This is a genomic window from Chryseobacterium sp. ERMR1:04 (assembly GCF_001297705.1).
Classification (GTDB): domain Bacteria; phylum Bacteroidota; class Bacteroidia; order Flavobacteriales; family Weeksellaceae; genus Chryseobacterium.
In genome coordinates this window covers 38,498-51,164 of record NZ_LIRF01000008.1, presented here as the reverse complement: position 1 = coordinate 51,164, position 12,667 = coordinate 38,498, and the positions used below count along the sequence as shown (strand labels likewise).

Here is a 12,667-nt window from a genome sequence, read left to right as displayed (position 1 = left end):
AATTGTAAATAAAAATATAAATGACTAGAAAATCTTTTTTAAAAAAACTTTTACAGATTTCGGTAGTCGGAGCATTTCCTGTTTTGTATTCATGGCAGGTTGAACCATTTTGGCTGGAATTTGTGGAAAAGAAAATGCCTATAAAAAAATTGCCTGAAAATTTGATTGGAAAGCGATTAATGCAGATTTCGGATCTCCATGTAGGAAGTAGGTTTGATTGGAATTTTCTTATAGATTCTTTTCAAAAAGCAAAAAGATTTAATCCTGATTTTGTAGTCTACACCGGTGATTTTGTAAATCATGGAACATCTCAAGAACGCGAAGATTTAAAAATAGTGATACAAAATGCGGTTTTCGGAAGCTTGGGAACTTTTGGAATCTTAGGAAATCATGACTATGGAAAAGATTGGAAAGAGCTGGATGTTGCAGAAAATATTTGTGAAATCCTTGAAAGTTTTGGAGTAACCATGCTCAACAACTCGCAAATGGAAAGTAACGGGCTAAATTTTATAGGTTTTGATGATCTATGGTCGTCTAATTTCAATCCGATGAAAGTGATGACAGATTATGATGCCTCAAAAGCTAATGTAGTTCTCTGCCATAATCCAGATGCATGCGATAAAGATATTTGGAATGAGTATCAAGGTTGGATTCTCAGCGGACATACCCACGGCGGACAATGCAGAATTCCCGGAATAATTACACCCATTCTCCCTGTAAAAAACAGGAAATATATCGCTGGCGAAATTGATTTGCAAGATGGAAGAATGCTTTATATCAATCGGGCCATTGGCCATTCGTTTCAGTTGAGGTTTATGGTGCGCCCGGAAATTACTGTTTTCACTTTAACGCAAGCTTAGTATGAAAGATCAAAATATTTTAATGATTGGGAAGCTAACTTTTGGAATCACATTCCTATTGGGAAATATTTTCTTTTGGGGATTTATTTTCAGTCTAATCATAGAATTTGCAATAGCTGCAATATTCTTTATATGTATTGGAGGTATAATTAATATGATAATATTTTTTGGACTCCTTGTTTATGGTGGATTTTATCAAAAGAAGTTGGTTATATGTCTTAAATCTGCTTTGATTATTCTTTTAAATCTTCCTGTATTACTCTTTTACTCATTCCTTTTTTATAACTAATTAAAATAATAAACTAATGAAAAAACTACGTGTTCAATTTCTGCTTTTCATGTATGAAAATTCTCAAAAACAATATCGAAAATACTTTAAAAAGAAAAAAAGACAATGGCAGTTTGATGAAAAGCAATTGTTAAGTTTCAAAGAAGATTCCTTAGGGAAAACACTGGGAGAATTTTATCAGGCTCATGGCTTTAGAATGATTCCTAAAATGGAAAACCACGATGTCTATCACCTTATTACCGATTTCAGTACCAATATTCAGGATGAAATTGCGATGCAATATCTGCTTTTCGGAAACGGGAAAAGAAGTGCTTATCTATTAGGGGTTTTGCTGTTGGGAACTTTTGTCTTTCCTGAATATTATAAAACCTACAGAAAAGCCTTTCAAAAAGGTCGAAACATGAGGTCATTTCACAATTGGGATTTTGAAAACCTTTTATGGCAAAATTTTGATCACCTGAAAGATTTTATTCAGCAAAAACAATCTCCGGTATATTACTAAAAACCAACACCTAGAAACCAACAACGATTAACGAAATATCCAACCTCATTATGAAAACACATCATTATATACTACTCACCACCTTATTATTCGTCATCTTATTTTATGATGAAAGTATAGGATTGAATCTAGGAATTCTGGGAATTATTTATGCTTCCCTTACCTTATATAAAACGCCCGAAAGAAACAGAACTCGAACATTTCTTATTCTTTTTGTAACAAGCATTCTCTCCAGTATTGCATTTGCTTGGTATGGAGATTTTCCATCATTTTTGGCGATCACGAGTTCACTGTTACTGTTATCTTACAGATCAAAGAACAGAAGATTGAAAATACTTTTCCTTATTCCTGTTTTTGTGGTCAACTGCTTTACGTTTCTCTGTAGATTTTTCAATTTTGATAAATGGTTACCGAAAAGAAATATCCCCGGATTATGGCAGAAAGCATTAGCTTTTGTATTGATTCCGCTTGTGCTGCTGGCTATTTTCTTTGGCGTTTATTCTGCTGGAAGTGATCATTTTGCGAATTTGTTTAAGAATATTGAATTAGATATTAACTTCTGGCAACTTGTAGCGATCACAGTTTTAGGCTTTTTCTTTGCATTTAATTATTGGAATTATTCGGTTGAAAAAACCATCTACAAGCAGAATTATATTTTAGATGATAATTTCAAGGAGGAAAATAAAATTCAGAAACCAACCTATTCTTTTCTAGATCTGGATGCTGAAAGAATGAGTGGCGTTATTTCTTTCTTTTCATTAAATATTTTATTGATATTCTTTATTGCGACCTATAATTATGAACAGTTTTTTGAAGCGGTAAAAACGCCAAATCAACTTTCGGCAGAAACGCACGAAAGAGTAAACGCAGTAATTGTTTCAATCGTATTGGCAATTTTGGTGATCATGTTTTATTTTAAATCGAGTTTTAATTTTGATCCTAAAGCCGGATTGCTTAAAATTTTAGCCAAAATATGGGTTGTGTTAAATATAATTCTTGTTCTTTCTGCAATGATGAAAAACTATGAATATGTTATCAATTCTGGTTTTACGTATAAAAGATTGGGAGTTTTCGGATTTTTGATTGTATCGTTAATTGGTTTGATCTTGACATTCATTAAAATCCACAAGAAAAAAAGAAATGCCTTCTTATTCAATACAATGATTGGGTATGTGTATGGAACTATTTTGGTGTGTAGCTATTTTAATTGGGGAGGCTTGATAACTTCTCAAAATATAAAAAGCAATCATTTTGACTATTATTATCATAAAACTGAGGTTAATTTCAATGAAGAATATCTGCTGAAATATGCTAGAGAAAAGCATTCTGAAGGCATAGAGAAGGATATTATGGAAAGAGTAAGAGTTCATCAGAAAGAAAGCTTTCTGTCAAAGGTTCTTTATTATCAAACGATTAAATAATTGGGGAGACTGAAGTTTTGCTGTATGTTGAGAACGATAAGAAAGGATACTTTTATTCCTGAAAAATAAAAATCTAAGCTTTTTTTAAGTTTTTAATATACTTTATGGAACAATTTTAGCTTCTCAATAGATTCATTATTTAAACTTATTTAAAGCTTAGTTATTGTAACCACAAATCGAAGATTCGACGGAGTCAAAAGTCACAAAAGATTAAGCACATTATTTAAGTTTATAATGAAGGGCAAACAAGAACACATAAGTTTTTAAAAATCTTTGATTTTTATTCTTTTGAGAGCTTTTGTTTTCAAAATAGCTAAAATTAAATAGTTCAATCATGGCTTTTGTACCTTTTGACTCCGTCGAATCTTCGATTTGTGGTTGAATTTTTTAATAAGCTTAAATTAAAACTCCAATGTTTCATTTAAAAATAACTATTATGAAAAAATCCTTATGGTTGATCCCATTGATTATTATTTCTTGTAAAAAAGAAGCAACGATTACGGAAACTCCTAATAAAGATTCAATGATGGTATCAGAAATGCCTGCAGGAAAAGTAGATTCTGTAGCAATAAGAAAAAGAGATTCTGTTATCAATAATTCTCCGGTTACAAAAGAAGTCTTGAAAAGTGGTGTCATGAGAAATACGAAGGAAGGGCAGATCATAAGAACCGCTGATGCTTCTCAACTTCCGTTTACCCTTGGAGAAGAGTTTACGAAAGACAATCAGGAACTGATTTTAAAAATTACAGATTACGAAAAATCTGATATTAAGGCTACCATTGCAACGAATGAAAAAGATTTTAATATTAGATTTAATCAAATAAAAATGCCTAACGGAAAGTATGACGGGCCTTTTGGTAGAGAACTCACCCACGACATTTCAGGAAAAGGAGAAGTTTGGCTGATCATTGGGAAAAGCAATATGGCGTCCGGAAATACAAAAGGTAGTTTTAAGGTAAGCGTAGAATAATTTTTGGTACAATTTCTGTAAGTTATCCTGCAAAAGAATTACTATTATGAAAAATATGTTTTTAACAGCCATGGTAGCTTCTGCAGCTCTTGTAAGTTGTGGGACTGTTCAGTCACTGGTTCAGAATACATTTCCCTATACAACCAATGTTTTAGTTTCTACCGGAGTTCCTGCAGATAAAGAAGTTTCTTCTACAGCAACCGCTACCAATGTACAGACTTGGTTCGGAGGAAATAATAATGCACAGATTAAAGATGTAAGAATTTCAGATGCCAAAGTTTCTGTAGTGTCTCCATCAGGAGGAAATTTAAGTGCTCTTAAATCAATAAAAGTGTACGTTTCTTCAAGTGGTACAAAAGAAAGATTGGTGGCATCACGTTCTCCTATTTCTACAAATGCAGCGAGTTTAAATCTTGATCTTAATGATACAGGATTTTTAGATGAAGTGGTAAAAAGTTCAGGTCTTACGGTAAGAACGGTTTACGAATTAAAAAATCAGACAAGTTCAGATATGAACTTAAAAATCGCACTTAATTTCAGCAGCGTTCCTGCGAAATAGTTTTTATAAGAGTTTATTTAAAAAAAGCGTCTCTCAAAATCTTTGAGAGACGCTTTTAATTATATTGAGATCTGTAATTTTATATTATTGATGACTAAATCCCTGAATTATTGTTTAATGAACTTCTCAACAACTCTTCTTTGGCCATCTGTGGCATTTATAATGTAGGTTCCTTTTGGTAGTTCTGAAATATTTAATTTCCTATCAGATGAAGTTGAGCTTTTAAGGACAGATTGTCCCGCCATATTGATGATTTCAAAATCAATATTCTTATTTTCCTGACTTCTTACTGAAATAGAATTTGATGCAGGATTAGGATAAATTTCAATTTTTAATGGAGCTACATTTGTATTTTTTGCAGAAAGAGTAGGAGTCTTTTCTAACTGTTCGATGGCTCCTTTGATGTTTGGAAGCGGACCAATCTTAGTTGTTAAATTTCCACCTTGAGGTATTCCTGTTGTCACCAGAAGGTTTTTCATAGCAGCCGGAGTTAAGTATTGTCCAGTAGCCTGACGATAATAAGATTGAATTAAAATAGCTGCAGAAGATACAATTGGTGTTGCAGAACTTGTTCCACTGAAAAGGGTGTATGTTCTGTTGGTATCTCCATCATAAGTTGCCCAGCCACCATAACCTGCGGCCAAAACATTTTGTCCCCAACCTTGTACATCCACTCTCGAACCATATGTACTGAAACCTAATTTTGAGTGTGCGGTAGTATTGGTTCCTGCTCCAACAATAATAGCCCCGCTATTACCTCTTGCATTATAAGCCGAGTAGAAAGAAGAGTCAAGATTTTCGTTACCATTTCCTGCTGCTGCAATAATGATGATTCCGGAATCTGTTGCTGCTTTTGTTAGGTCCCAGATAAGATTGTCATACTCTGCAGCAACATAATTGGAGTTTTGACCTCCCGTTTGCATTTCATACAAAACAATATCTCCTGCCTGAGAAGCATTTATAGCTCTTGTTACCGCTGACACTCTGTTGTATGAAGTGGTTGTCCATTCTAGAAAACCTTTCATTTCAGTAGCGTTGTAAGCACTTCCTGAAAGTCCAATATTATCTTTTGCTGAACCTAAAATACTCATTACGGCAGTTCCATGATCCAGCCAGTTGTAATTTGGACTGCTTGGAGTTGTAAGTGCTGCATTTGGAGTAACACCGGCTTCTAATTGAATGGTATTTCTGTTAATTAACATTTCATGCGTCTTATGGAAACCATATTCTACATCACGCACTCTTACATTTTGTCCTGTGATACCTCTTGACCATGCATAATTTACATTAATTCCAGGATTATCAAATAAATAAGTTTGAGAAGCCTCTAAATTAGGTGTAATGACAAAAGTAGCTGTTGAAGGGGGTTCAATAGGTTCATTGCTTAATATTGAAGCATATTCTATCTCAGGGAATTTTTCAAAGCTTTCTGCTAATTTTAAAATATCTTCATTGTCATTTACAGCAGTTTCAACTTTGAAAATTCGTTTTAATTTTTCGATTGATTCTCCAGAGTTCTTATTTTGTTTACTGCTTTCAAGCATTTCGTTCAGTTTTTTATCACTGAAACCGAGATCATCCACAAATGAAATTTTGTTTGATTCTACAAATTCTTTGAATGCTGGATTTTTCTTAAAGTAGATAATTGATAATATCAATATTAGAGGCATTCTTAGAAAAAGAAACGTAAAGACTGTGTGAATTTGAGTTTTTCTGTAATTGAAATTGCCCCTTTCTGTTTTGTCCAAAAGAAAGGAAGAAACAGAAATAAATAATATAAAGATTCTTGTTTTCATAAGCGTTTTTTTTATTTCTACAATTAGGGAATAAATATAGTGATTTTAAGTTTCGATTGTAAAAAAAGCGTCTCTCAAATTTTTTGAGAGACGCTTTTAATGATATTAAAGATCAAATTCTTATTTAAAATCTACCAATTCTACATCGAAGATTAACGTTGCTCCTGGAGGAATTACGCCACCAGCTCCGTTGTCTCCATATGCTAAATCAGAAGGGATGTAAAATCTGTATTTAGCCCCTTTGCTCATCAATTGAATACCTTCTGTCCATCCTTTTATAACTCCAGAAACATTTAATTCAATAGGTTTTCCCCCTTGTTTTTCCGTAGAATCAAAAATGGTTCCGTCCATCAATTTTCCGGTATAGGTTACATTAGCAGTGCTTGATGCAGTAGGTTTTGCTTTTCCGTCACCTGGTGTCAGAACTTCATACTGTAAACCACTTGCTGTAGTTGTTATTTTTTTGTTTAGTTTATTTTTTGCAAGAAACTCAGCTCCTTTCTTTTTATTTTCTTCAGCTTTTAATTTATCCTGAGCCTGTTTTTTCTCCCCTTGTTTCTGCATGAAACCTTGTAAGAAAGTTCCCATTTCTTCTTTTGGAAGTAATCTTGCCTTATCTGAAAACTCATCTTTAATAGCCTGAGATAAAAGATCAGGATCTACGGTAAATCCTTGCTTTTTAAGATTTTGAGCAATATCAAGACCGATGTAATAAGATGCTTTTTGCTCGTCTGTATAAGATTTTTGAGCATAAGCTGTGTTGATTCCTGCAAGAAGAACTAAAGTAACTAACGTTTTTTTCATTTTCTGTTATAAATTATATATGTTGTAAATTTAAGCTTTTGTAATGGAATCCATAACAATCGTTACAGGTCCATCGTTTATCAAAGAAACTTTCATGTCGGCACCAAAGATTCCGCTCTCGGTTTTTAGTCCTGATTTCGATATTTCTTCTTTAAAATAATCAAAAAGAGGAATGGCTTTATCTGGTTTTGCCGCTTTAATAAAAGACGGGCGGTTTCCTTTCTTATAATCAGCAATTAATGTAAACTGGCTGATGCAAAGAATTTCTCCTGAAATATCTTTTACAGAAAGATTAAGTTTACCATCTTCATCACCAAAAATTCTAAGATTCAAAATTTTTTGAACAGCCCAATCTGCATCTGTGTTTTCATCATTTTCATCAATGCCTACTAAGAGCATTAATCCGTTCCCGATGGCTCCTACAATTTTCTCATCCACCTTTACACTCGCTTCAGAAACTCTTTGAATAACCACTTTCATATTAATAATATATATTTAAAACGTTACTCGCTGAATCGTAGTTGTAGAGGTAAGTTTTAGGAGGAACATTGGCAACAGCTGTTGGTTGGCCAGTAAATAAAATCCATTTTGCATTATCTTTTGGACAAACTATTGTTATACCATCTTTAACCTCAAGCGTTGTATTGGAATCTGGACAAATATGAGGTGCATTTCTGTCATATATTTTAAATATATTGCCTGCTCCACGTACAACAATTAATCCTCTAGTGCCAGAGCTTTGTTCATCTATATATTTCCATCCTCCCGAGTTGTTAAGATCATAATAAGCCGCAAGGTTAAGATTTAATATTACACTGATAGGAGCGTTCGGAAAACAACTGACAGTATCTTCTCTGCTACCGCAAGAATTTATAGTTAAATTACTGAATATCAGCAAGGTGAAAATAGATAGTATTGAGAAACTTTTTTTCATTTCAATTTAAATTTTTATATATTTGTAAAAGTTAAACGATTACAACAACAAAACATTGTCCGGCAAATGTCGGATTATTTTTTTATACTAAAACTAAATTTTGAAAATTATGGCAAGCTATGTAACAAAGGAGGGTTTAGAGAAAATGAAAGCTGAGCTGGAACAGTTAGAAACTGTAGAGAGACCCAAGATTACTCAGCAAATTGCAGAAGCTAGAGACAAAGGAGATTTGTCTGAAAATGCAGAATATGATGCGGCTAAAGAAGCACAGGGAATGTTGGAAATGAGAATTTCTAAACTTAAAGATGTTGTTTCTTCTTCCAAGATTATAGATGAGACCCTATTAGATACTTCAAAAGTTTCAATTTTAACAACAGTGAGACTTAAAAATAATGCAACAAACCTAGAACAGACATTTAAACTGGTACCAGATAACGAAAGTGATTTGAAAACGGGAAAAATTTCAGTAAACACACCAATTGCAAAAGGTTTACTAGGTAAAGTTATTGGAGATACTGCAGAGATTGTTTTACCAAACGGAAACAAATTGTCTTTCGAAGTACTTGAAATTACGCTGTAAAAATTAATATCTAATTCTAATAAGAATGAGTACAATATTCACAAAAATCATTAACGGTGAAATTCCATCATATAAAATTGCAGAAGATGAAAATTTTGTTGCTTTCTTAGATGCTATGCCATTGGTGAAAGGACATACTTTGGTAGTTCCTAAAAAAGAAGTTGACCTTATTTTTGACCTAGACAGCGAAGCGTATAAAAACCTTTGGGGTTTTGCTCAGGAAGTTGCCAAGAAGGTCAAAAATGCTATTCCTTGTGTAAGAGTAGGGGTGGCAGTTGTAGGATTAGAAGTTCCTCATGCACATATTCATTTGATTCCTTTACAGCAGGTAGAGGATATGAATTTTAAAAATGAGAGATTAAAATTAACAAACGAAGAATATACAGAGATTCAAAACTCAATTATTAATTCTTAAAAAATAAGGAAATCGTAAAGAAGCAATTTTTTACGATTTTCTTTAACATATATAATAGTATAAGATGAATTCAAACCAATGTTCTTTCTGTGGCAGAAAAAGAAGTGAAGTACAAATGCTTATTTCTGGCCAGAACGGTTTTATTTGCGAAAATTGTATAGAACAGGCTCACTTAATTGTAAAGGATGGAGGTTCTAAAACAGAACAGTCTCCTGCAGAAAATATTGATGAGCTTAAAAAGCCTAAAGAGATCAAAGAATTTCTTAATGGATATGTGATAGGACAAGACCAGGCTAAAAAGCAATTGTCTATTGCAGTTTACAATCATTATAAAAGATTACTTCACGCTAAGAACGAAAACAGAGAAGTGGAATTAGAGAAATCTAATATCATTATGATTGGGGAAACGGGAACCGGGAAAACGTTATTGGCGAAAACAATTGCCAGAGAGTTGAACGTTCCGTTTTGTATCGTAGATGCAACAATTTTAACTGAGGCAGGATATGTAGGGGAAGATGTAGAAAGTATTTTGTCAAGACTTTTGATGGTTGCCGATTACGACGTGGAAAAAGCAGAAAAAGGAATTGTATTTATTGATGAAATAGATAAGATTGCAAGAAAATCTGATAATCCAAGTTTAACAAGAGATGTTTCAGGAGAAGGAGTTCAGCAAGGTTTATTGAAATTATTAGAGGGAAGCATTGTAAACGTTCCACCTCAGGGAGGAAGAAAACATCCTGACCAAAAATATATTCAGGTAAATACTCAAAATATTTTATTTATTGCGGGTGGAGCTTTTGACGGGATCAAAGAGATCATCGAAAGAAGAATGAATAAGCAGGCAATAGGTTTCAGCTCTGAAAAGATCAATAAAGTAGATGAAGATGATTATGTATTAACAAATATTAATGCAATTGATCTTCGTACTTTCGGATTAATTCCCGAACTTTTAGGAAGATTTCCAATCATCACTTACCTTGATAAACTCACAAAAGAAGTAATGGTTCGTATCATGAAAGAACCAAAAAATTCAATTGTTAATCAATTTGTGGAACTTTTTAAAATGGATAACACAAAATTGGAGTTTACAGACGGTGCAATTGAGAAAATTGTAGAGGAAACAATGGAGAAGGGACTGGGAGCCAGAGGACTTAGAGGAACTACAGAAAAAGTACTTGAGGACTATATGTTTTCAATAGGTGAAGAGAAAGAAATCGTACTGACCGAAGATAATATTTTTGTTAAAAAATAAAAAATATTTTTTTCCTAGGAGAAAAAAATATACCTTTGCGGGTGAAGATTGTATTAACACACAAATATTTACATACAATGAGAAAAAGTTTATTTGCTATTGGTTTATTAGCAGCTGGGTTTTCTGTTCAGGCGCAGAATGTTCTACTACACGTAGATGACACAGCTACTACGTACGTGAGTAAAGGTACACTGGTTTATTCTGGTGGAGGCGTACAAATGAGAGGAACAGGTGTTGTAGAAAATCACGGTAATTTTATGGTGAGCGGAACAAACACTGATTCCTTTAAGACAATTACTACTGGAAATGTAGACAAAACAGAATCTAATGCAGGAGGGAACTTCGTTAACAAGCTTAATGAGCCTACTGCGTATAATCAACAAAACGCTAACGATGGCGGTACAACACCTCCCGTATACACTTATGGACAGCTATATATTACTGGTGTTCCACAAAATAATATAGTTGGTATTGTTGATGAAGAAATGAGACAAGTTAATCAAGGAGATTACCAACAAATGGGTATGCCTTTTTTCCAAAAAACAGTGACTTCTTTAGGTCCTGAAGTTGGGAAAACTTTCTCAACACAACGATACTCTAAAAATGAGGTTCTTGTATATGGAAATTATGATGTTATTGGTTATCATCTTAATAATCTAAATCTTAGATTTGGGGAAGTAGTTCCTAGTTTTAATTATCTTATGGTAGGTGGTAATAATTTAGATCTTACTACTACCAGAACAATTAAAGGTCGTCCTGTTTCTGATGATGGATCGTTTTCTAATGCTTCTCCTACATTAAATGGTGCAGGTGCAAATGTTACTTTCGGATCTAGCGGACAAAACACGAACGTCTACGGTGAGAAATATAATTCTTATCTTACAGATGAGTTCAATGGATCTTCAGGTGCATGGCAGGGAAATTGGGGTAAGAATATATACCAATTTGCCAATCCTTATCTTACTAACTTAGATTTAAACAACATCGGAATTAATGAAGCAAATGGTGATGGTGTGAATCTTAGTAATATATATGGGGTAAGAACCGATGCAAGTGGAGTTGTTCTTAATAATGCAGGTAGTTCAGCTACTGCTTATAAAGTTGTTACTTTTAATTCTGGAGTCCCTACGGGAGATGCTTCATCTTTATTAGTTAGACCTTTTGGTGCATTTACCATTAAGCTTAATAACAATAGTAATAATGATGTGCTTAACTTTGGTAATTTAAGACGATTTAATTATTATGGAAGGGCTTCAACTACTGCTTACAATGTTAATGCAAACAAAAATGGAGCGTCCGGAACTGTTAAACAATTAGGAGTTATTGCTCTTGATGCTAATGGGAAAGAATTGGATAGAACATATTATGTTGTTTATCCAAATGGTACGACAGGTCATACTTCTGCCCAAAAGACTCAATATACAGCGAGTACTGCAAATCTTTTAGGAACTTTTGAAGAATCTTCAACAGGAGGTATTGATGCTAATTATAGCTCTAATTATTGGTTATACATTAATGAAGCTAACGAAAATGATTTCAAAGGGAAAAATATTGTTTTGAAGAATTACAGTACTCAAATTAAGTCTTATAAATTTGAAATTAGAGAAAATGCTGAGTTAGTTTCTAACGGAACACATCAACTTTCAACGGGTACCGGTTTCTATTATAAAGCTCCGAATGGATCTGTAATGCAAGCAAAACAAGGTGAAACAGTTCCTGTAACTAATGATGTTTATGATTTATACTATGGAGAACCTAACCGTAATGTTTTAGCTACTAGACCTAGTACTACTGTTAATTCTTCTAGAACTATGGTTGTTTACAACCCAGAAATTACTAACTATATTGTTAGATTTGATCCAAACTGGAAAAAAGCAGATATTGAAGTTTATGATATGAGTGGTAAACTTGTTATCTCTAAGAAAGCAGTAAATACTTCTACAGATTTCGTAATTGAATTAGATAATTCTATTAAAAATTCTTATGTAGTAAAAATTGTTTCTGATAAAGGAGAAACTGTTAATACCAAAATCTTAAAATAAAATATATGAAAACTATAAATAAACTAGTAGGTGCTTTCTTTCTTTTTGTTGTGTTTATGGGACATGCACAAAAGACAATTAATATAGATGACCCGACGGTACAGGCGGTTGTTGGGCCAGGTGCTCCTTCCCCTATTGATATGTATGTTTACGTTTTAGGGGCTATTGCAATACTATTTATTGCATTCTATACTAAAAAGTACAAAACTCAAAAAATATAAAATTTTATTAAAATATTTTAAA

At 33.2% G+C, this 12,667-nt stretch carries 14 protein-coding genes; 10 read left to right on the top strand and 4 right to left on the bottom strand.

What is annotated here, in order from left to right:
• Positions 1-20: 20 nt before the first annotated feature.
• From AMQ68_RS17460 to AMQ68_RS17435, 5 genes are all read left to right on the top strand, one after another.
• Positions 21-860 (top strand): metallophosphoesterase, encoded by an 840-nt coding sequence (locus AMQ68_RS17460; RefSeq protein ID WP_054511898.1) that lies wholly within the window; start codon positions 21-23, stop codon positions 858-860.
• Positions 861-1,165: 305 nt separating this feature from the next.
• A complete protein-coding gene (locus tag AMQ68_RS17450) occupies positions 1,166-1,651 on the top strand; it encodes a Coq4 family protein (protein ID WP_054511896.1) in 486 nt (161 codons plus the stop codon).
• 50 nt (positions 1,652-1,701) lie between these two features.
• Positions 1,702-3,072 carry a DUF4153 domain-containing protein gene (locus AMQ68_RS17445; RefSeq protein WP_054511895.1) on the top strand — a complete coding sequence of 457 codons (1,371 nt, stop codon included), beginning with the start codon at positions 1,702-1,704 and terminating at the stop codon, positions 3,070-3,072.
• 436 nt (positions 3,073-3,508) lie between these two features.
• Positions 3,509-4,042, top strand: a complete 534-nt coding sequence (locus tag AMQ68_RS17440) for a hypothetical protein (protein WP_054512851.1) — start codon at positions 3,509-3,511, stop codon at positions 4,040-4,042.
• Positions 4,043-4,088: 46 nt separating this feature from the next.
• A complete protein-coding gene (locus AMQ68_RS17435; RefSeq protein ID WP_054511894.1) occupies positions 4,089-4,601 on the top strand; it encodes a hypothetical protein in 513 nt (170 codons plus the stop codon).
• Between the two features lie 107 nt (positions 4,602-4,708).
• Here AMQ68_RS17435 and AMQ68_RS17430 read toward each other — a convergent pair whose 3' ends face one another.
• The 4 genes from AMQ68_RS17430 to AMQ68_RS17415 form a co-directional block, all read right to left on the bottom strand.
• On the bottom strand, positions 4,709-6,397 hold the full coding sequence (locus tag AMQ68_RS17430) for a S8 family peptidase (RefSeq protein ID WP_054511893.1): 1,689 nt from the start codon (positions 6,395-6,397) through the stop codon (positions 4,709-4,711).
• Between the two features lie 120 nt (positions 6,398-6,517).
• A complete protein-coding gene (locus AMQ68_RS17425; protein ID WP_054511892.1) occupies positions 6,518-7,201 on the bottom strand; it encodes an FKBP-type peptidyl-prolyl cis-trans isomerase in 684 nt (227 codons plus the stop codon).
• A 30-nt stretch (positions 7,202-7,231) separates the two neighbouring features.
• Positions 7,232-7,681, bottom strand: coding sequence for a D-aminoacyl-tRNA deacylase (gene dtd / locus AMQ68_RS17420; protein ID WP_054511891.1), 450 nt, complete (start codon positions 7,679-7,681; stop codon positions 7,232-7,234).
• Between the two features lies 1 nt (position 7,682).
• Positions 7,683-8,135: a hypothetical protein gene (locus tag AMQ68_RS17415; RefSeq protein ID WP_054511890.1), complete on the bottom strand. Its 453-nt coding sequence runs from the start codon at positions 8,133-8,135 to the stop codon at positions 7,683-7,685.
• Positions 8,136-8,244: 109 nt separating this feature from the next.
• Between AMQ68_RS17415 and greA the strand changes: the two genes are divergently transcribed.
• From greA to AMQ68_RS17390, 5 genes are all read left to right on the top strand, one after another.
• On the top strand, positions 8,245-8,715 hold the full coding sequence (gene greA / locus AMQ68_RS17410; RefSeq protein WP_054511889.1) for a transcription elongation factor GreA: 471 nt from the start codon (positions 8,245-8,247) through the stop codon (positions 8,713-8,715).
• 25 nt (positions 8,716-8,740) lie between these two features.
• Positions 8,741-9,130 (top strand): HIT family protein, encoded by a 390-nt coding sequence (locus tag AMQ68_RS17405; protein ID WP_054511888.1) that lies wholly within the window; start codon positions 8,741-8,743, stop codon positions 9,128-9,130.
• Positions 9,131-9,194: 64 nt separating this feature from the next.
• The gene (gene clpX / locus AMQ68_RS17400; protein ID WP_054511887.1) at positions 9,195-10,382 is read left to right on the top strand and encodes an ATP-dependent Clp protease ATP-binding subunit ClpX; all 1,188 of its coding nucleotides are present in this window, start codon (positions 9,195-9,197) and stop codon (positions 10,380-10,382) included.
• Positions 10,383-10,459: 77 nt separating this feature from the next.
• Positions 10,460-12,424: a T9SS type A sorting domain-containing protein gene (locus AMQ68_RS17395; protein WP_054511886.1), complete on the top strand. Its 1,965-nt coding sequence runs from the start codon at positions 10,460-10,462 to the stop codon at positions 12,422-12,424.
• Between the two features lie 5 nt (positions 12,425-12,429).
• Positions 12,430-12,645, top strand: a complete 216-nt coding sequence (locus AMQ68_RS17390; RefSeq protein ID WP_054511885.1) for a hypothetical protein — start codon at positions 12,430-12,432, stop codon at positions 12,643-12,645.
• Positions 12,646-12,667: the final 22 nt, after the last annotated feature.

Coding starts and splice junctions, on each gene's coding strand:
- AMQ68_RS17405 (WP_054511888.1), top strand. CDS start 8,741: ATGAGTACAATATTCACAAAAATCATTAACGGTGAAATTCCATCATAT.
- dtd (WP_054511891.1), bottom strand. CDS start 7,681: ATGAAAGTGGTTATTCAAAGAGTTTCTGAAGCGAGTGTAAAGGTGGAT.
- AMQ68_RS17445 (WP_054511895.1), top strand. CDS start 1,702: ATGAAAACACATCATTATATACTACTCACCACCTTATTATTCGTCATC.
- AMQ68_RS17425 (WP_054511892.1), bottom strand. CDS start 7,201: ATGAAAAAAACGTTAGTTACTTTAGTTCTTCTTGCAGGAATCAACACA.
- AMQ68_RS17395 (WP_054511886.1), top strand. CDS start 10,460: ATGAGAAAAAGTTTATTTGCTATTGGTTTATTAGCAGCTGGGTTTTCT.
- AMQ68_RS17450 (WP_054511896.1), top strand. CDS start 1,166: ATGAAAAAACTACGTGTTCAATTTCTGCTTTTCATGTATGAAAATTCT.
- greA (WP_054511889.1), top strand. CDS start 8,245: ATGGCAAGCTATGTAACAAAGGAGGGTTTAGAGAAAATGAAAGCTGAG.
- AMQ68_RS17430 (WP_054511893.1), bottom strand. CDS start 6,397: ATGAAAACAAGAATCTTTATATTATTTATTTCTGTTTCTTCCTTTCTT.
- AMQ68_RS17390 (WP_054511885.1), top strand. CDS start 12,430: ATGAAAACTATAAATAAACTAGTAGGTGCTTTCTTTCTTTTTGTTGTG.
- clpX (WP_054511887.1), top strand. CDS start 9,195: ATGAATTCAAACCAATGTTCTTTCTGTGGCAGAAAAAGAAGTGAAGTA.
- AMQ68_RS17460 (WP_054511898.1), top strand. CDS start 21: ATGACTAGAAAATCTTTTTTAAAAAAACTTTTACAGATTTCGGTAGTC.
- AMQ68_RS17440 (WP_054512851.1), top strand. CDS start 3,509: ATGAAAAAATCCTTATGGTTGATCCCATTGATTATTATTTCTTGTAAA.
- AMQ68_RS17435 (WP_054511894.1), top strand. CDS start 4,089: ATGAAAAATATGTTTTTAACAGCCATGGTAGCTTCTGCAGCTCTTGTA.
- AMQ68_RS17415 (WP_054511890.1), bottom strand. CDS start 8,135: ATGAAAAAAAGTTTCTCAATACTATCTATTTTCACCTTGCTGATATTC.